This window comes from Aliidiomarina iranensis (assembly GCF_003987135.1).
GTDB lineage: Bacteria > Pseudomonadota > Gammaproteobacteria > Enterobacterales > Alteromonadaceae > Aliidiomarina > Aliidiomarina iranensis.
The window spans coordinates 164,334-181,169 of sequence record NZ_PIPJ01000003.1 but is presented as its reverse complement, the minus strand read 5'-3'; the positions used below and the strand labels follow the sequence as shown (position 1 = coordinate 181,169).

Sequence of the window (16,836 nt, the reverse complement as noted above, 5' to 3'; positions counted from 1 at the left end):
TCCCTAGCTATTACGGTAACCCTTGCCGTAATAGTGAAAGCATAGCTCTAAGCACAACATGAGAAAAGTTCGTGAGCGGCTTTTACTCTATTGCCAAATATTTATGTAGTTGTACCGACAACCGCCAGTTGCGCTCTCGGCACACTTTAATCGCCAGTTCCGTTGCTCTTGGCCGCTGGCTTATAGGCTGCAAACAAATAACCGCGCCAGCACGGGCAGGCTTTTCTGCCAGCAAGGCATCGAATGCACTAATGTGTTTTTCCATCGCAATCGGATATTTAATTTCATCTGCACGCTGCATAGCATCGGCTAAAACCGGGTAGCCACCCGGCATATCAACTTTTGGCGATACCGTAACCCAAGTACTGGAGCTTGCCAAAATAGGAAAGGTTCCACTTGTTTCGATTTGTAATTGATAACCAAGGGGTTCGAGTACTTCGGCGAGGGGGCGCAGATCGTACATACAAGGTTCTCCGCCGGTAATCACGATGTGTTTGGCGGTAAAACCCAAGCTCTGAATGCGTTGTAAAATCGCTTCCGCGCTGAGTTCGCTGTAACGCTCATCCGGGCCAGTTTTGGTAATGATTTGGCCGAAATCAACAGCATTTTCTGCCATTTTACTCCAGGTGTGTTGCGTATCACACCAAGGGCAACCCACAGGGCAGCCTTGTAAGCGCAAAAATATTGCCGGCACACCGGTATATAAACCTTCGCCTTGAATAGTTTCGAACAGTTCATTAACCGGATATTGCATGGCCGTTGCCTTCTTGAGTAGCTTCTGTATTAATGCGGATTGAGGTAAGATCGCAAAGTAAGTGGCATTATAGCAAATCCACTATCGTGAACGCATTAACAAATAGAAATTGGAGTTTTCGCCTAAATGCAGCCCACACCAGCATCATCGAATCAGCCAGCGGCCAAGTGCAAACGAGCCGTTGTAATCTATTCCGGCGGTATGGATTCTTTTACCGTATTAAATCGCGCAATCGCCGACGGCTGCCAAGTTGCCGCACTTTCATTTAATTACGGGCAACGCCACAGTAAAGAGCTAGATTATGCGGCTAAAGTATGCGAAAAGCTGAAAATTGAACACAAAATTGTTGATATCCGTGCAATCAACAGCTTACTGGCTGGCTCCTCCCTAACTTCCGATATTGCCGTACCAAACGCCGATTACGCCGAGAGCAATATGCAATCAACCGTGGTTCCTAACCGAAATATGATTTTACTCTCGTTAGCGATTGGTTACGCGGTTTCAATTGATGCTGATGAGGTTTATTACGGTGCACATGCAGGTGACCACGATATCTATCCCGATTGCCGCCCAGAATTCGTTGAGGCCATGAATACTGTAAGCCAACTCGCTAATTATAAGGCGATCCCAGTGCACTCGCCCTATTTACACAACACAAAGGGCGATATCTTAGCTGATGGCATTCGCATGAACTTAGATTATGCCGACACATGGACCTGCTACAACGGCAGAGAACACGCGTGCGGCAAATGCAGCGCATGCCGTGAACGCCTAGCAGCATTTGCCGCCCACGGTATCACCGATCCATTAACCTACGAAGAATAAGTTACAGATGCTTTAAGCGATAAACATTTCCAAAAGTTTCTGAGCGTTCTTCCAGCGCTGGCTGCCTTTTAGAGCATCCAGCGTTGTGAAGCTAGTTTTCCCTTTTAAGATGCCAATAGCATCACGGCTTGGCTCAGGAAAACTCACATCTGCAAGAACCTTGCGCGCGGCGGCTTGGTCGTTGCATACGAGCAACAAATCACAACCGGCTGCTAACGCCTTTTCTGCTCGCTCTTGCACACTACCCGCCACGGTAGCACCTGCCATCAACAAATCATCGCTGATGATCACACCGGCAAATTCAAAACGTTCCCGCAATATCTCTTGCAACCAAAACGAGGAAAAGCCAGCGGGTTCAGGTGCAACTTTTGGATAAATAACATGTGCTGGCATAACCGCTTGAATATTTTGCGCTAATTGCGCGAACACTGCACCATCATGCTCGAGAATCGCGGCAAGATCGCGATCATCAACGGGAATATCTACATGTGAATCAGCCACAACAGTTCCGTGCCCGGGAAAATGTTTACCGGTAGCGCGCATACCTGCTTCATGCATTCCACGAATAAATGCATTCGCCAACCAAACAATATCTTCGGGCTTTTCAGCGAAAGCTCGATCGCCAATCACCTGGCTCGGACCATGCACATCAAGCACAGGTGCAAAACTGTGGTCTACGCCGCAGGCTAATAACTCACTGGCCATCAACCAACCCATTTCCCGCGCAAGTGCCGCTTGTTGCGCTTCATTTTTCGCAATATGCTGAAAATGTCCCATAGCTGGAATCGCTGAAAAGCCACTCCGAAAACGCTGTACACGACCACCTTCATGATCCACCGTGATCAGAATATCTCGCTTCGCCGTATTTCTAATATCGGCAGTAAGCTCAGTTAACTGCTCAGGGCTCTCGTAATTGCGCGTAAAAAGGATTACGCCCGCAACCGATGGATGCAACAAAAGCTCACGATCTTGCTCCGTTAAACGAGTACCTGCGAAATCGAGAATCAATCCTGACATAAAACGTTTATTCCTTGTGTAAAGTTAACTACTGCCTTATTACAATAACCCATTGCATATCGAATTTCTGCTCTGCTGCGGCGTAAATTGCAAGTAAATCGGCCGAAACTCATTAGAAGAGTAAAACTCAGTAAATGCGTGCACGAAAGCATTCCAAATTAACAAAAATATAACTATGCTAGAAACAACGGCAAGGTTACAACCGATCTTCAGTGAATAAAGCACATTATATGATTGTTTCTGAAAGGGGGTTGGTGAATTAGCATGAGCCTTTTCTTTTGCTTTTATGGCAAAACAGGGCTCTTAGAAGTAGAGAGAAATTATGTGTGCCAGCAAAGTAAATTCAAAACGCTTTTCATCGCAACGAAAACTGCTAGTGGCAGCTACCCTGCCACTAGTTCTAGCGGCCTGTGGTAGTGAAGATGTATTCGAAGGCGAGCCACCACTGATCAACAATAACCAATGTTCGATTGCTGGGCAGAACCAGCAACTACTCGATTTTATGGATGATCGCTACCTTTGGAACGATGAGATCAACACCAATGTGAACCCGGATAGTTACGGTTCAGTGTTTGAGCTGCTCGATGATTTAGTTGTACCTCGCGATAGGTTTTCTTTCATCATTACCGAGGAAGAGTACCAGGCACGCTACATTGATGCCGAGTTTTTTGGGTTTGGTTTTGGTATTCGTGACCGAACCGATTTAGGCGTAATCGAAGTTCGTTATGTTTATGATAATTCAGCGGCAGCTCAAGCGGGTATTCGCCGCGGCGATGTGATTACCGAAATTGAAGGTATTCCGATGGAAACTTGGTATCAACGTATAGAAAACGGTGAAGCATCTACCGTTGATCTGTTCGGTGATAACAGCGACGGTGTTGAGCGCGAGATTACTTATCGTAAACCTGACGGCCAACTATTTACTGAGCGTTTAGAAAAAAGCACGGTAGAAACCAACACGGTAATGGCTACTGAACGGTTGCAAATTGACGATAAAGAAGTGGGATATTTTGTATTCGACACCTTTATCAACCGTGCCGAAGTTGATTTAAACAACGCTTATGATGCCCTTATTGGTGTGGATGAATTGATCATTGATTTACGCTACAACGGTGGCGGCCTCGTGCGGGTTGCAAATCAACTAGCTTCACAAGCGGCGTGGAATAACGTTGAAAATGAAGTATTTCTTACCTATCAATATAACGATAATTACGAAGACCAAGTGACATTTTTCGATTTAGGGCCCGGAATCGAACGTTTAAATTTAGATCGTGTGTATGTTCTCACCACCAATGCCAGTTGCTCTTCCTCAGAGTTGGTAATTAATTCACTGAGCCCCTTCGTTGAAGTAGTTACTATTGGTGCGCCCACCTGTGGTAAACCCGTTGGCCAACAACCTCGCGACATTTGCGATAAAGTTGTATTTGCAATTACCTTCCAAACCGTTAATGCCGAAGGCTTTGGTAACTATTTTGATGGCTTACCCGTTACTTGCGCTGCCGAAGATGTGATTGTAGGTGATTGGGGAGACCCCGCCGATCCGTTGCTCGCAGAAGCCTCTTATCACATTGCAAACGGGCAATGCAGTGCAGCGGCGAGTGTAAGCAGTTTACAAGTGGAAGAAACCGACGCTCGGGTGTTATCCGCCCCGGTAAAATCTAATAATCCACTTCTTGAAAAATGGCGCAATGAATTTTAAGGGTGCGCCCTTACAGTAAGAGCAAATAAAAAACCGGCATTGACTGCCGGTTTTTTATATTCCGCCTATCTTCTAGGTAGGTTTCGCATTAAATTCACCTTTCTTCACATCTTCTTTGGCAAAGCTATCTACCGCCACCGCGCGCATGCGTAATATTTCACACTCACGGAAGGCCTTGGCTTCATCCGTACTTAAAATTTCGGCTTCCAGCGCGGCATCTGCTAACTCATCGCCTAAAAGATTTTCGCTTATCTCACCTTTTTTCTGAGCCTTCTTGATACGTTTATAAACGTCCTGCAATTCGAACATCCGCACGAATGCCAATTCCATATGGCCAGTTACATCTTTTCCATCATCTTTCCAGTAGCTCAAGAATGTATGGCGTTCACGGGCAACACCTGGCTGCATCATGGCTTCAGATATAGCTTGAGCATAGCCATCAGCTGGTTTCAAATAACGGATACCGAATGGGAACACGAAGAATTTGAGTATTCGGCCAACGGCCTGATTTGGGAAATTTTGAAAGAAGCCCGCAAAGGCAACACCAATGGCATGTAAATGATTTGCGATGGCGTAATGAACAAAAGGCAAATCAGCCACCTGCCGGCCGTCATCTTCAAACCGCTTCAACACCGCCGATGCCATATATAAATGGCTCAATACATCCCCAAGCCGTGCCGAAATCATCTCTTTGCGTTTTAAATCGCCGCCCATAGTGAGCATGGAAACATCGGCACATAGCGCGAGGCCACGGCTCATACGAGATAATTGCTGGTAATACTTTGTGGTTTCCCCGCTTACCGGTGCATTTGCAAATCGCGCACCTGTTAAACCATGCCACAAGGCGCTGAAGGTGTTCCCCGCGGCAAAACCTATATGCTTGATGAGTAAATGATCAAATGCGCGTAAACCGGCTTCTTCATCTTCATTTGCCGCCGCTTCCATTTCCGCCAACACATAAGGATGACATCGAGTTGCACCTTGACCAAAAATCATTAGATTACGCGTAAGAATATTGGCCCCTTCAACGGTAATCGAAATGGGTGTACCCATATAGCCAGAGGCTAGGTAATTTAACGGCCCCATCTGAATACCTTTACCAGCATGCACATCGAGCGCATCGTTCATCACTTGCCGGCCCATTTCTGTCATGTGGTACTTTGTCATTGCCGTAATCACTGATGGGCTGTAGCCCTCACACAAGGCTGTAACCGTTAATCGACGCATGGATTCTATACTGTAGTTCAACCCGCCGATTCGCCCCATAGCCTCCTGTACGCCCTCGAATTTACCAATAGGTAACCCGAACTGCTGGCGAACGAAAGCGTACGCACCAGTGTAGCGTTGGGCGTTGTGTCCAGTAGCTGTTGCTAAAGCCGGCAACGAAATACCTCGCCCTGCTGACAAGCATTCCATCAGCATTTGCCAGCCTTTACCGGCATATTTTTGGCCACCGATAATCCAATCTAACGGAATGAACACATCTTTTCCGTAGGTGGTGCCGTTCATGAAAGCTTGGGTAAGCGGGTAATGGCGATCACCAATTTCTACCCCCTCGTGATTCGTGGGAATTAACGCGCAGGTTATACCAAGCTCTTCTTTTTCACCTATTAGGTTTTCTGGATCATACAATTTAAAAGCTAGCCCAAGCACTGTTGCTACTGGCGCTAAGGTGATATACCGCTTACTCCAATTCAGCCGAATACCAACCACTTCCTCACCGTTATATTCACCTTTACAGATTACCCCAGTATCCGGAATGCTTCCGGCATCGGAACCTGCTTCTGGCCCTGTTAGCGCGAAACATGGGATTTCATCACCCTTCGCCAGACCCGGCAACCAACGTTGCTTTTGCTCCATAGTGCCATAATGCGTAAGTAACTCACCTGGACCTAGAGAATTAGGCACCATGATAGTTACCGCGGTAGCCAAGGAGCGCGTGGCAATACGGGAAACAATGTGCGAGTTTGCAGCGGGAGAGAAATCTAACCCGCCATACTCTTTACCAATGATCATGGCAAAGAAACGATGCTTTTTAATAATCGCCCAAACTGCTTCCGGTAAATCGCGTTGGTGCACGTTGATATCAAAATCATCCAACGCCGCTAGAAGTTCCTCTAGTGGCCCATCAATAAAAGCTTGTTCTTCGCTCGTGAACGTGGGTGCTTTGGTTTTCAGCAGCGAAAACCAATCCGGTTGCCCGGAAAATAATTCACCATCCCACCATACATCCCCAGCTTCCATCGCCTCCCGCTCAGTATTCGACATAGGCGGTAGCACGCGTTTGAAAAACTTGAATGCCGGGCGCGAAATTACCCGCCGGCGGATATCCGGCACACCAAATAGCACCGCGATAATAACAAGTAGAATTAAAATAATGGACATGACAGCTCCTTAACAGCCCGTATTATGAATACTCGATCGTATATAACATAGCTTAACTTTCCACATCTGGCTCGGCAGCAGAAATCCCCGCAGCCACGAAGGGTAATAATTTTAATAATGTTTCTTCTGCTTGCGTTTCCTCACCAAAATCTGCGGCCGCTATTTCTCGAAGAGCTTGGCTCGATGTTTGCGCAAACAACATGGCTCCCAAGCTAAAGTGTAAGCGCCAAAATAGGGTTTTAGGGCATACGCTAGGATTCGCTTGTTGTATCAATTGAAAAAATTCATGCACGATTTCACCATAGTTGCTCATAGTGAATTTACGCAAATGCCCTTGAATTTCACTGTAAGCATAGCCAAGCAAACGCAAATAGATAACAGGACCATCTAAGCGCACATGCCGCAGCGCAATCATAGGTTGCATCGTACAGGCCAGTACATCCTTGGTGGTAATTTGCTCTGGGTGTTTCTGCAGCTGGTGTAATTGTTCTGCTAAAGCGGGCATAAATACGCTTTGATAGCGTGCCATTACTGCTTGAATCAAGGCTTTCTTGGAACCAAAGTGGTAATTTACAGAAGCTAAATTAACTTCGGCCTCACTGGTAATTTGCCGCAAAGAGGTTTGCTCAAAGCCGTGCTCCGAGAATAGTTTTTCTGCCGCAATAATAATTTTGTCTTTCGTGCGTAGGGCTTTCGCCATAACTGCCCCTTATTTAAAACGATCGTTTAACTAAGGTTAAATCTACAGCAGAATGGCCCTATCAGCAAGCCCTCAAGTTCTCACATCAAGAGGGCGTAATTTTCATAAGTTGTTTGCAGAAGTATCGAGTGGAGCGAAGCTTTTCACCAAATCATCAACCGCTTTCATTTGTTGCAAATAAGCCTCTAGTTTTGCAAGAGGCAAGGCGCACGGGCCATCACACAGGGCTTGATTTGGATCTGGGTGCGCTTCAATAAACAAACCAGCAATGCCGAGTGCCATTCCAGAGCGAGCCAGTTGGGCCGCTTGCGCACGGCGCCCGTCGGCTGAATCAGCACGCCCACCAGGACGTTGTAAAGCGTGGGTAGCATCAAAAATAACCGGCGCCATTGGCTTCATATCATCCATGCCTAACATATCAACAACTAGATTATTGTAGCCAAACGAGCTGCCACGTTCGCAAAGCATTATTTTATCATTACCCGCTTCCGCAAACTTGGTCATGATGTGGCGCATTTCCGCTGGCGCTAAAAACTGTGGTTTTTTCACATTAACAACCGCGCCTGTGGCTGCCATAGCCACTACCAAATCGGTTTGCCGCGCAAGAAAAGCCGGTAACTGCAGCACATCGGCCACCTCAGCAACGGGCGCTGCTTGATATGGTTCATGAACATCAGTTATTACAGGCACATTAAACTGCGCCTTTACCTCAGCTAATATCGCTAGCCCTTTATCTAATCCGGGGCCTCGAAAGGAATGAATGGAGGAGCGATTGGCTTTATCAAAAGAAGCTTTAAAAACATACGGAATTTGTAGGCGCGTTGTTACTTCAACGTAATGCTCGGCGATACGCATCGCCAAATCGCGGCTCTCTAAAACGTTCATACCACCAAACAAAACAAATGGAAGATGATTGCCAACATTAATTCCAGCAACCTTCACCGAGTTTACATTTAAGGGTTCAGACATCAACTCACTCTCTTATTTGGTTCTTACTTAGTAGTTATTACTTAATAGTGATTGCGCAATAGTGATTGCTTAGCTTACTTACTTCATGCCTGTACATTAAAGCAATCAGCAATCGTGGAAAAATTGCTTCTTAGCGCGCTCACCAAACCCGGGGCAAAGCGCCCCTCTGTTTCAGCTAATAATGCTTTGAGCGTTGCTTCTACACCACGCCCAGCGCTAATTTCACCATATATAATGCTAATTAGGCTTATTACTTGGCTATTTAATGAGAATTCTTCTGCCTGCACCAATCCGGGAAAGCCTTCGCCGTCGAAACGCTCGAAACGCTCATCAATGCCAATCAGCAAAACCTTCACAACAGGGTTAGAATCAACTTCTATCCCTTTAGCAATTCGATGCATGCGTTCGTAGCAAACTCGCACTTCTAGTGCTTCTTGCGCAAGCGTTACTTCACAAATTCCAGAGATGAGTGCCATTAAGGTGCTTGCTAAGGCTGTGTGCTCTTGCTCTGCGTTGGTTAAACCAAGCGCATCACTAAGAACCAAGCTTGTTTTTGCAGCCGGATGTTGATTCACATCATCGCGATATAGTGCATTTTGCTCAAGAACCAGCAAGCGTTCGCTTAATTGCGCTACAAAATGATTCGCATCGCGCTCCCGCAAAACATTGTTTAACGCTAATTGAATCTGATCGGCAAATAGTGTGAGTAAATCACGTTCTTGCCGGTTTAATTGCCGTGCTAAACCGGATAAACAAAGCAAGCCACCCAAGGGCCGGGCCCCGCTCAAGGAATAAACGATAGCGATATCATCGCTAAAGAATGGACGGCGAGTTCTTACAACCTGCTCAAGCTCACTCAGGGCTTCTACCGGTAAACCAGCTTTGATCGGCCGGCCAACCATAATATCGGCCTCTTCACCAAAGGCGGCCCGCACCGTAAATTGTCCGGGATTATGATCCGGGTCCACTTCTGCATACAAAACTTGTCGGGCACCACCAATAAGCCAGCTTAACTGCTGCACCAATCCATCAACAAAGTTATCAATTGATTGTTCCGAAAACAGGTCGGCAGACGACTGCAAAATCTTTTCAAGCCCACGGCGGCTATGTTCAATGGACATGATATCGCGGTAGGAACGTAAGCTCGACATCACCGCGGTAAATAACTTTTGCGCCGTTAGTTCAGTTTTTGATTTGTAATCATTGATATCGTAATTAATGATCACTGTTCGCTCTGGGGCTTGCCCCGGCTGGCCAGTACGTAAAATAATGCGAATAAAGTGATTATCCAGTTCCTCACGAATGTATCGTGCAACCTTTAAACCGGCATCATCGGTTTCCATAACAACATCAAGCAAAATAATGGCAGCATCTGGGTGTTCGCGCATCAACGCACAACCGGCTTCTCCGGATTCTGCGCTGTAAAACTCTAGGCCACGGCCTAAAAATTGAAAATCGCTTAGCGCTAATCGCGTTACCGCGTGCACTTCAGGCTCATCATCAACGATTAATATTTTCCAACGTTCGTTTAGTGCTTCTGGCGTTTCCGTAGGTTCGTCAGCAAACAAATAACGATCAGTCATATATATGTCCTGTCTTTTGTACCCAAATAGTTGCTTTTCACTCAGCTATATTTTGCCGTTAACTCATGCACTAACGTACAAGTTGAACACTAAGCCTGATACACGACCGCCAAAACATTGAAAACCTGTTCAGCCGCGGCGCCCACATGTTACCCGATCTAAGTTAGCATAATCTTGCCGGGTATGTATTTGATTATAGCCATGTTCCACAAATATGCGCTGTAACTCTTCAGCTTGCTCCGCACCATGCTCGAGTACTAACCAACCGTCCTTCGCAAGGTAATCTTTTGCTGCCACAACGATATACCGCAAATCCGCAAACCCATTTTCCGCGGCAACAAGCGCACTATGCGGTTCGAACCGCACATCGCCCTGCTGTAGATGATGATCGGCGCCATCGATATAGGGCGGATTACTAACAATTAAATCAAAATGCTGAGAAGGAATTGCCGCAAACCAATGGCTTTGCATAACCAAAACATTCGAAAGTTCATGCTTAGCAGCATTGCGTTTTGCTAATTCAACCGCTTCGGTAACCACATCTACTGCGGTAACCTGCCATTCAGGATGTTCTTTCGCAAGTGCCAACGCAATTGCACCAGTTCCGGTACCTAAATCAAGCACACGGGCGAAATTTTGAGACACTAAATCAAGGGCAGCTTCTACCAATATTTCGGTATCTGGCCGTGGGATAAGTGTGGTTGCGTTTACCTGTAAATCTAACGACCAGAATTCGCGGCTACCAAGAATGTGAGCCACGGGTCTGCCACTCTCCCGTTGCTGCATGAGAGCTTCAAAATCGCTGCTCTGCGCCAAACTCAATTGCTTCTCTGGCCAGGTATAAAAATAACTTCGCTCGCACTGCAGCACTGATTTGAGCAAAACTTGTGCATCTAAATTTGGTGTTTCACTACCGCTATTGCGCAATCGGTGCGTTGCTTCTTGCAATGTTTCTGCAATGGTTTTCATGTTGGTTTTGGCCTTAACTTTTGCACTTTCACCGATTTAAGGCTTGCAGGCTACCGATAAAGTGGCGTTTAAGTGCCGCTTACAGCCGAGCGGCTATTCTTAACGCGAAAAGTTACTCTCCCTGTTCGGAAAGTGCTGCGAGTAGATCCGCATTATGCTCTTGAATAATCGCATCAAGCAAGAGATCAAGGCTGCCTTCGATCACCTCGTTTAAGCGATGCAAGGTTAAGTTGATACGATGATCTGTTACTCGCCCCTGAGGGTAATTGTAAGTTCGAATACGCTCTGAACGATCGCCGCTACCTACAAGGCTGCGGCGTGTGCTCTGCTCTGCTGCCGCTCGGCGCGCATCTTCAGCTGCTTGTAATCGTGATTGCAGTACCGACATCGCTTTTGCTTTGTTTTTGTGCTGAGAGCGCTCTTCCTGACACTCCACCACAACACCTGTTGGTAAATGCGTTAACCGCACCGCTGAATCAGTTCGGTTAACATGCTGGCCACCAGCACCGGATGCTCGGTAGGTATCAATGCGCAAATCAGCGGGGTTAATATCAATCGCTTCTGCTTCCGGAATTTCCGGTAGTACAGCTACCGTACAAGCTGAGGTATGAATTCGGCCTTGGGATTCTGTTTCGGGAACCCGCTGCACGCGGTGTCCTCCTGATTCAAACTTCATGCGGCCATAGGCACCATCGCCCATCATGTGCACAATGATCTCTTTAAAACCACCATGCTCGCCTTCATTAGCGCTAATAATATTCATGCGCCAACCGTTACGCTCTGCATAACGGCTATACATTCGGAACAAATCACCCGCAAAAATTGCAGCTTCATCACCACCAGCCCCAGCTCTAATTTCTAAATAGCACGGGCGATCGTCGTTCGGGTCTTTGGGTAGTAAAAGAATTTGTAACTCACTGGCTAGATTCGCTAGCGATTCCTCTGCTAGCTCCACTTCTTCGTATGCCATTTCGCGCATCTCAGCATCGGATTCATCTACCATTTCTTTTGCGGTAGCTAAATCTGCCAGCGATTGCTGATACTGACGAAAACACTTCACGGCGTCTTCTAGTTGAGAGTATTCACGGGAAAGAGCACGAAATTTATCTTGATTGGTAATGATATCGGCATCACCTAACAAAACTTCGAGTTCTTCATGGCGCTCTATCAAGCTCTCGAGCTTGTTCACCAAGGATGCTTTAAGCATGTATTAATCCTGAGATGTATCGTTAAATAGTTTCTGATAAGCCGCAAGCGCCGAAATATCTTTGCGTTTGCCTGCGTCTTGAATAGCTTTTGTTGGCGCGTGAGCCAGAGTGTTGGTTAAGCGCTGAGTTAACTCTTGAATCACTTGTTCCGCCGGCTTACCACTCACCAGCGCCGCCAGAGCCCTCTCTTTTTGCTGTTCCGCAATAAGTTCGGCCTTGGCACGATAGCGCCGCAACAAATCAACGCTATTAAGGCTTTCCATCCAACCGGAAAATTCCTCGGCGTATTTATAGATAATATCACGCGCTTCATTAGCAGCTTGATGGCGTTGCTCAAGGTTCTTATTCACGATCGATTGCAAATCATCAACCGTGTATAAGAAGGCATCGTCAAGCTCACTTACTTGCCTTTCGATATCTCGTGGTACGGCAAGATCAATGAACAGCATCGGCCGATGTTTGCGTTTTCGCAGCGCACTTTCCACTAACCCTTTCCCTATTACGGGCACTGGGCTGGCTGTGGAACTGATAATAATATCGGATTTTGGCAGCAGTTCCTCTAATGCGTTCAACGCATAGGGCTCGCCGCCTACTACTTTCGTGAGCTCTTCGGCTCGTGCCACTGTGCGATTGGCAACGCGTAAATTCCGCACACCTTGCTCTTGCAAGTGGCGGGCCGCTAGTTCAGCCGTTTCACCAGCGCCGACCAAGAGCACATCCGCATTCTTCAAATCGGCAAAAATATGGCGCGCTAAATTCACCGCCGCGAAGGCAACGGAAACAGCATTCTGGCCCACTTCAGTTTCCGTGCGAATAACTTTCGCCGCGGCAAAGGTTGATTGAAATAAGCGTTCAAAAACCGAACCAACAGTGCCGGCATCACGAGCTTGCTGAAACGCTTGTTTAACTTGCCCTAATATCTGCGGTTCACCAAGCACTAGTGAATCGAGCCCAGATGCAACCGCCATCAGGTGTGATACTGCGGCAGTATCTTCATGCTGATAAAGGTACTGGCTCAACTCTTCCGGAGAAATTTGATGGAAGGTTGCAAGCCAATTAATAATCTCTTGCTGTTCACTGCTATCTGCATGGCAATACAATTCTGTGCGATTACAGGTTGAAACAATCACAGTTTCGCTCACCTTGCCCTGTTGAACCAGCGATTGTAATGCTAGCTCAATTTGCTCAGGTTGAAACGCCACTCGCTCGCGGATATCCACGGAGGCGGTTTTGTGATTGATACCAAGTGCCAGTATTGTCATGTATGTTGTGCAAGAAGCCCTGTAAAACGTGAATTTAGATACGTGCGTTTAGGTGAAACATCGCCTGCGAATTCCGGCCCGTATTGTATGCGAGAAGCGTTGCTATTGAAAGCAGTGCCGGCTAGCTTCCTAGTATTCATTGCCCATTAAACGCGCTTTCTGCGCGGATTCCTAACCCACCATTCGCTATTTTTTGCGCCCTACTTTGAAACGCAACTAAGTTGCTACAGGAGGCGTAAATAGAATCAGGCTCTGATATGGTGCATTCAAGATTACCAAAGTGCTACACTTTCTTTAATCGCGCTCAAACGCCATTAATCTAGCGTGCGTGCTGCATCATTCTGATAGCTACTATGGTGTTCCGTTTGCAGCTTGCTGTATCCTTTGTAGCTTATTGTATTTGAGCTGTAGCTTGAAATATCTTTGTTAGGAATTTAAATGCCAAACGCAATGATACCCTTAAACGTTAATTTCCAACGGCTCGTGCCTATGTATTTTCAGAATAGTGCAATCGATAAAATAGAAACAGCTAGCAACAGCCTTGAGCTAAGCAACAACAGCCTTGAGCTAAGCAACAACAGCCTTGAGCTAAGCAACAACAGCCTTGAGCGAAGCAACAGCCCTGAGCGAGAAACGCACTTCTCGCAAGTAGATACAGAACAAGCGCATCGGCATTCATTCAAAGCGAAACTCATGGCGGCCTTCACCCTCGTTTTTGCTTGCCTGTTTCTTAGCGCTTGCGTATCGCCTCCCGCCATTGATGGTGAAACATTCACTGCTCGGCAACTTGATAGCGAGTTGATAGAAATACAGCAGCAATCATTGGCCCAGCTTTCAGAGTTTGGGCTGCTAGGCAGCGTTGCCTTTTTTGATGATGCCGAGGGTATTCGTGACGCAGCCCGTTTTAATTGGAATAGAACCGAGCAAGAAACACATTTTCGCCTATACCATCAGATTGGCGGCACCTTAGCCCGTTTACAACAAACCGATGAACTAAGCGTTCTCATAGACCGCAGTGGCAATCGCTATGAAGGTTCCGATTTAAACCTTTTATTACTTCAACACACCGGCATGGCCATTCCGTTCTCGCTGCTTAATCAAGCCATTACCGGTGCCGAACCAAACGCCCGCTTGCGGCAAAAACGTTGGTACGCGAATGGTGCACTAGCAACCTATGAGGCTGAATTTAGATTGGGAACTTGGGCTACCGAGCGCTGGTTACTGGCGTTAGGCGATTATCGCAGCGTAACTTTTGCTGGGCAGCAATTTTTGTTACCCCATCGAATTGAAGCAAGCCGTGATAATTTTCGCGTGCACCTGCGCATCAGCCGATGGCGGCCGGAAGCCAGTTTGCCCAGAACTCAGTAAAACAATCTTGAATTCAAACCTTAGAGGCGAAACCATCTTGAAAAACATGGCAGCATTTAGCTTACCAGCGCCCGCCAAACTCAATCTCTACCTACATATTATTGGACAACGGGCTGATGGTTATCATGAACTTGAAACACTATTTCAATTTTTAAATTACAGCGATGAAATTCAATTTGAGTTAACCGCAAACGGCGAGATTGAATTAGATCAAGGCGGTTTGAACTTTCCCATAACTGAAAACCTTATTTATCGCGCGGCGAACCTGCTTCTACCGTTTCGCAACGACCCACAGCAAGGTGCTCGTTTAAAATTAATCAAGCAGTTGCCCGCCGGCGGCGGCCTTGGCGGTGGCTCCTCCGATGCTGCCACCACCTTGCTTGGCTTGAATCATCTATGGCAGCTTGGCTTAACACAACAGCAATTAGCCAACATTGGTTTGCGTTTAGGCGCGGATGTTCCGGTATTTATTCACGGCCACGCCACCTTTGCACAGGGTGTTGGTGAAATATTTTCACCGGCAAATCCAGCGGAAAATTGGTATTTGATTGTGCAGCCAGAAGTACATGTGAGTACCGCTGAAGTCTTTTCCCACCCTGCTCTAACGCGAAATACACCTGCGCTCGAGAAGGCCTTAAATGAATGGGAGCAGGGGCACAATGATTGTGAGAAATTAGTCTGTTCACTTTATCCGCAGGTTGCCAGCGCACTGCAGTGGTTGCTAAAATACGCTCTGTCCAGAATGACGGGGACCGGGGCTTGTGTTTTTGGTTGCTTCTCTTCGGCAGTTGAAGCAGAACAAGCCTTGCAAGTACTTCCGACAGAATTTCGGGGGTTTGTTGCAAAAGGAGTTAATCAATCGCCACTGCACCAGGCATTGAAGCAGCTCCCCTGAGGTAACAGTTGGAATACCAGATACCTGTCGAATTCCGCTCACAATACATAAATTGGTCGAGGTAAACTGTGCCTGACATGAAGCTCTTTGCTGGCAATGCAATACCCGAGCTAGCCCGTAAGATTGCTGATCGCCTATACATTAAGCTTGGAGATGCCGAGGTTGGCCGCTTCAGTGACGGTGAGATTAGCGTCATCATTAATGAAAACGTTCGTGGTTCAGATGTTTTCATCATTCAATCAACTTGCGCACCTACTAACGACAGCCTGATGGAACTTGTGGTTATGGTTGATGCATTGCGCCGTGCTTCTGCTGGCCGCATCACTGCTGTAATCCCATATTTTGGCTATGCACGCCAAGATCGCCGAGTTCGCTCAGCAAGGGTTCCCATTACCGCTAAAGTAGTGGCTGATTTTCTCTCCAGTGTTGGGGTTGACCGTGTACTTACGGTTGATTTACACGCGGAGCAGATTCAAGGCTTCTTCGATGTTCCTGTTGATAACGTGTTTGGTAGCCCCGTTTTGCTGGAGCACATGAAGCTCCAGCAGTGGGATTCACCAGTTATGGTATCACCCGACATCGGTGGCGTAGTACGTGCACGGGCCATGGCTAAGCTAATGAACGACGCTGATTTAGCGATTATCGATAAGCGCCGGCCAAAAGCCAATGAATCGCAAGTTATGCATATCATTGGTGATGTTAATGGCCGCGATTGTATTATGGTTGACGACATGATCGATACCGGCGGTACTTTATGCAAAGCGGCTGAAGCATTGAAGAAAAATGGTGCTAAGCGGGTGTTTGCTTATGCTACTCATCCGGTATTCTCAGGCAATGCTGTTGAGAACCTGAAAAATTCAGCCATCGATGAAGTAATTGTTACCGATTCAATTCCTTTATCGGAGGAGATGAAATCGCTGAATTTAGTGACTCAGCTTACGCTGAGCGGTATGCTCTCTGAAGCCTTACGCCGCGTAAGTAACGAAGAATCGATTTCAGCTATGTTTGAGTACTAACGTCTTGCACTGAACGTACTACTACCGTAAACACTTGTGTTGGTGCTAATTGCATTTGCTGCTCAAGCGTTTGAAAAAACGGTATTAGGCTGGCTACCCAGATGGTTAGCATGTTTTGTGAAGCAACTAAATTGCTAAACGAAACAAATTGCTTAACACAAAATATAAAGCGGGAAGTTAAAACCC

General features: G+C 46.8%; 14 protein-coding genes. 5 read left to right on the top strand and 9 right to left on the bottom strand.

Annotated features, from left to right (window positions below):
• Positions 1-82: 82 nt before the first annotated feature.
• The gene (queE, locus tag CWE08_RS06525) at positions 83-754 is read right to left on the bottom strand and encodes a 7-carboxy-7-deazaguanine synthase QueE (protein WP_126766906.1); all 672 of its coding nucleotides are present in this window, start codon (positions 752-754) and stop codon (positions 83-85) included.
• Positions 755-880: 126 nt separating this feature from the next.
• Between queE and queC the strand changes: the two genes are divergently transcribed.
• Positions 881-1,579, top strand: coding sequence for a 7-cyano-7-deazaguanine synthase QueC (gene queC, locus CWE08_RS06520; protein WP_126766904.1), 699 nt, complete (start codon positions 881-883; stop codon positions 1,577-1,579).
• A gap of 12 nt (positions 1,580-1,591) precedes the next feature.
• On the opposite strand, the gene nagZ is transcribed toward queC, so the two are convergent.
• Positions 1,592-2,596: a beta-N-acetylhexosaminidase gene (gene nagZ, locus CWE08_RS06515; RefSeq protein ID WP_126766902.1), complete on the bottom strand. Its 1,005-nt coding sequence runs from the start codon at positions 2,594-2,596 to the stop codon at positions 1,592-1,594.
• Positions 2,597-2,918: 322 nt separating this feature from the next.
• On the opposite strand from nagZ, the gene CWE08_RS06510 reads away from it, so the two are divergent.
• Positions 2,919-4,295 carry a S41 family peptidase gene (locus CWE08_RS06510; RefSeq protein ID WP_126766900.1) on the top strand — a complete coding sequence of 459 codons (1,377 nt, stop codon included), beginning with the start codon at positions 2,919-2,921 and terminating at the stop codon, positions 4,293-4,295.
• Positions 4,296-4,367: 72 nt separating this feature from the next.
• Here CWE08_RS06510 and CWE08_RS06505 read toward each other — a convergent pair whose 3' ends face one another.
• The 7 genes from CWE08_RS06505 to hemA all read right to left on the bottom strand — a co-directional run bounded on the left by CWE08_RS06505 (position 4,368) and on the right by hemA (position 13,371).
• Positions 4,368-6,680 (bottom strand): acyl-CoA dehydrogenase, encoded by a 2,313-nt coding sequence (locus CWE08_RS06505; protein WP_126766898.1) that lies wholly within the window; start codon positions 6,678-6,680, stop codon positions 4,368-4,370.
• A gap of 52 nt (positions 6,681-6,732) precedes the next feature.
• The gene (locus CWE08_RS06500; protein ID WP_126766896.1) at positions 6,733-7,380 is read right to left on the bottom strand and encodes a TetR/AcrR family transcriptional regulator; all 648 of its coding nucleotides are present in this window, start codon (positions 7,378-7,380) and stop codon (positions 6,733-6,735) included.
• Between the two features lie 102 nt (positions 7,381-7,482).
• Complete coding sequence (gene kdsA, locus CWE08_RS06495; protein ID WP_126766894.1) at positions 7,483-8,349, bottom strand: 3-deoxy-8-phosphooctulonate synthase; 867 nt, start codon at positions 8,347-8,349, stop codon at positions 7,483-7,485.
• Positions 8,350-8,432: 83 nt separating this feature from the next.
• Positions 8,433-9,932: a response regulator gene (locus CWE08_RS06490; protein ID WP_126766892.1), complete on the bottom strand. Its 1,500-nt coding sequence runs from the start codon at positions 9,930-9,932 to the stop codon at positions 8,433-8,435.
• A gap of 129 nt (positions 9,933-10,061) precedes the next feature.
• Positions 10,062-10,901 carry a peptide chain release factor N(5)-glutamine methyltransferase gene (gene prmC / locus CWE08_RS06485; RefSeq protein ID WP_126766890.1) on the bottom strand — a complete coding sequence of 280 codons (840 nt, stop codon included), beginning with the start codon at positions 10,899-10,901 and terminating at the stop codon, positions 10,062-10,064.
• A 112-nt stretch (positions 10,902-11,013) separates the two neighbouring features.
• Positions 11,014-12,108 (bottom strand): peptide chain release factor 1, encoded by a 1,095-nt coding sequence (gene prfA / locus CWE08_RS06480; RefSeq protein ID WP_126766888.1) that lies wholly within the window; start codon positions 12,106-12,108, stop codon positions 11,014-11,016.
• A 3-nt stretch (positions 12,109-12,111) separates the two neighbouring features.
• Entirely contained in the window at positions 12,112-13,371 is a 1,260-nt protein-coding gene (gene hemA, locus CWE08_RS06475) for a glutamyl-tRNA reductase (RefSeq protein ID WP_126766886.1), read from the bottom strand.
• 438 nt (positions 13,372-13,809) lie between these two features.
• Between hemA and CWE08_RS06470 the strand changes: the two genes are divergently transcribed.
• The 3 genes from CWE08_RS06470 (at position 13,810) to CWE08_RS06460 (ending at position 16,650) form a co-directional block, all read left to right on the top strand.
• Positions 13,810-14,739 carry an outer membrane lipoprotein LolB gene (locus CWE08_RS06470; protein WP_126766884.1) on the top strand — a complete coding sequence of 310 codons (930 nt, stop codon included), beginning with the start codon at positions 13,810-13,812 and terminating at the stop codon, positions 14,737-14,739.
• 46 nt (positions 14,740-14,785) lie between these two features.
• Complete coding sequence (gene ispE / locus CWE08_RS06465) at positions 14,786-15,634, top strand: 4-(cytidine 5'-diphospho)-2-C-methyl-D-erythritol kinase (RefSeq protein WP_126766995.1); 849 nt, start codon at positions 14,786-14,788, stop codon at positions 15,632-15,634.
• A gap of 68 nt (positions 15,635-15,702) precedes the next feature.
• Positions 15,703-16,650 (top strand): ribose-phosphate pyrophosphokinase, encoded by a 948-nt coding sequence (locus tag CWE08_RS06460; protein WP_126766882.1) that lies wholly within the window; start codon positions 15,703-15,705, stop codon positions 16,648-16,650.
• Positions 16,651-16,836: the final 186 nt, after the last annotated feature.

What these genes read in the sequence shown, in the direction of transcription:
- CWE08_RS06505 (WP_126766898.1), bottom strand. Translation starts at nt 6,680, where the DNA reads ATGTCCATTATTTTAATTCTACTTGTTATTATCGCGGTGCTATTTGGT.
- prfA (WP_126766888.1), bottom strand. Translation starts at nt 12,108, where the DNA reads ATGCTTAAAGCATCCTTGGTGAACAAGCTCGAGAGCTTGATAGAGCGC.
- ispE (WP_126766995.1), top strand. Translation starts at nt 14,786, where the DNA reads ATGGCAGCATTTAGCTTACCAGCGCCCGCCAAACTCAATCTCTACCTA.
- prmC (WP_126766890.1), bottom strand. Translation starts at nt 10,901, where the DNA reads ATGAAAACCATTGCAGAAACATTGCAAGAAGCAACGCACCGATTGCGC.
- CWE08_RS06500 (WP_126766896.1), bottom strand. Translation starts at nt 7,380, where the DNA reads ATGGCGAAAGCCCTACGCACGAAAGACAAAATTATTATTGCGGCAGAA.
- kdsA (WP_126766894.1), bottom strand. Translation starts at nt 8,349, where the DNA reads ATGTCTGAACCCTTAAATGTAAACTCGGTGAAGGTTGCTGGAATTAAT.
- hemA (WP_126766886.1), bottom strand. Translation starts at nt 13,371, where the DNA reads ATGACAATACTGGCACTTGGTATCAATCACAAAACCGCCTCCGTGGAT.
- CWE08_RS06490 (WP_126766892.1), bottom strand. Translation starts at nt 9,932, where the DNA reads ATGACTGATCGTTATTTGTTTGCTGACGAACCTACGGAAACGCCAGAA.
- CWE08_RS06470 (WP_126766884.1), top strand. Translation starts at nt 13,810, where the DNA reads ATGCCAAACGCAATGATACCCTTAAACGTTAATTTCCAACGGCTCGTG.
- CWE08_RS06510 (WP_126766900.1), top strand. Translation starts at nt 2,919, where the DNA reads ATGTGTGCCAGCAAAGTAAATTCAAAACGCTTTTCATCGCAACGAAAA.
- queC (WP_126766904.1), top strand. Translation starts at nt 881, where the DNA reads ATGCAGCCCACACCAGCATCATCGAATCAGCCAGCGGCCAAGTGCAAA.
- queE (WP_126766906.1), bottom strand. Translation starts at nt 754, where the DNA reads ATGCAATATCCGGTTAATGAACTGTTCGAAACTATTCAAGGCGAAGGT.
- nagZ (WP_126766902.1), bottom strand. Translation starts at nt 2,596, where the DNA reads ATGTCAGGATTGATTCTCGATTTCGCAGGTACTCGTTTAACGGAGCAA.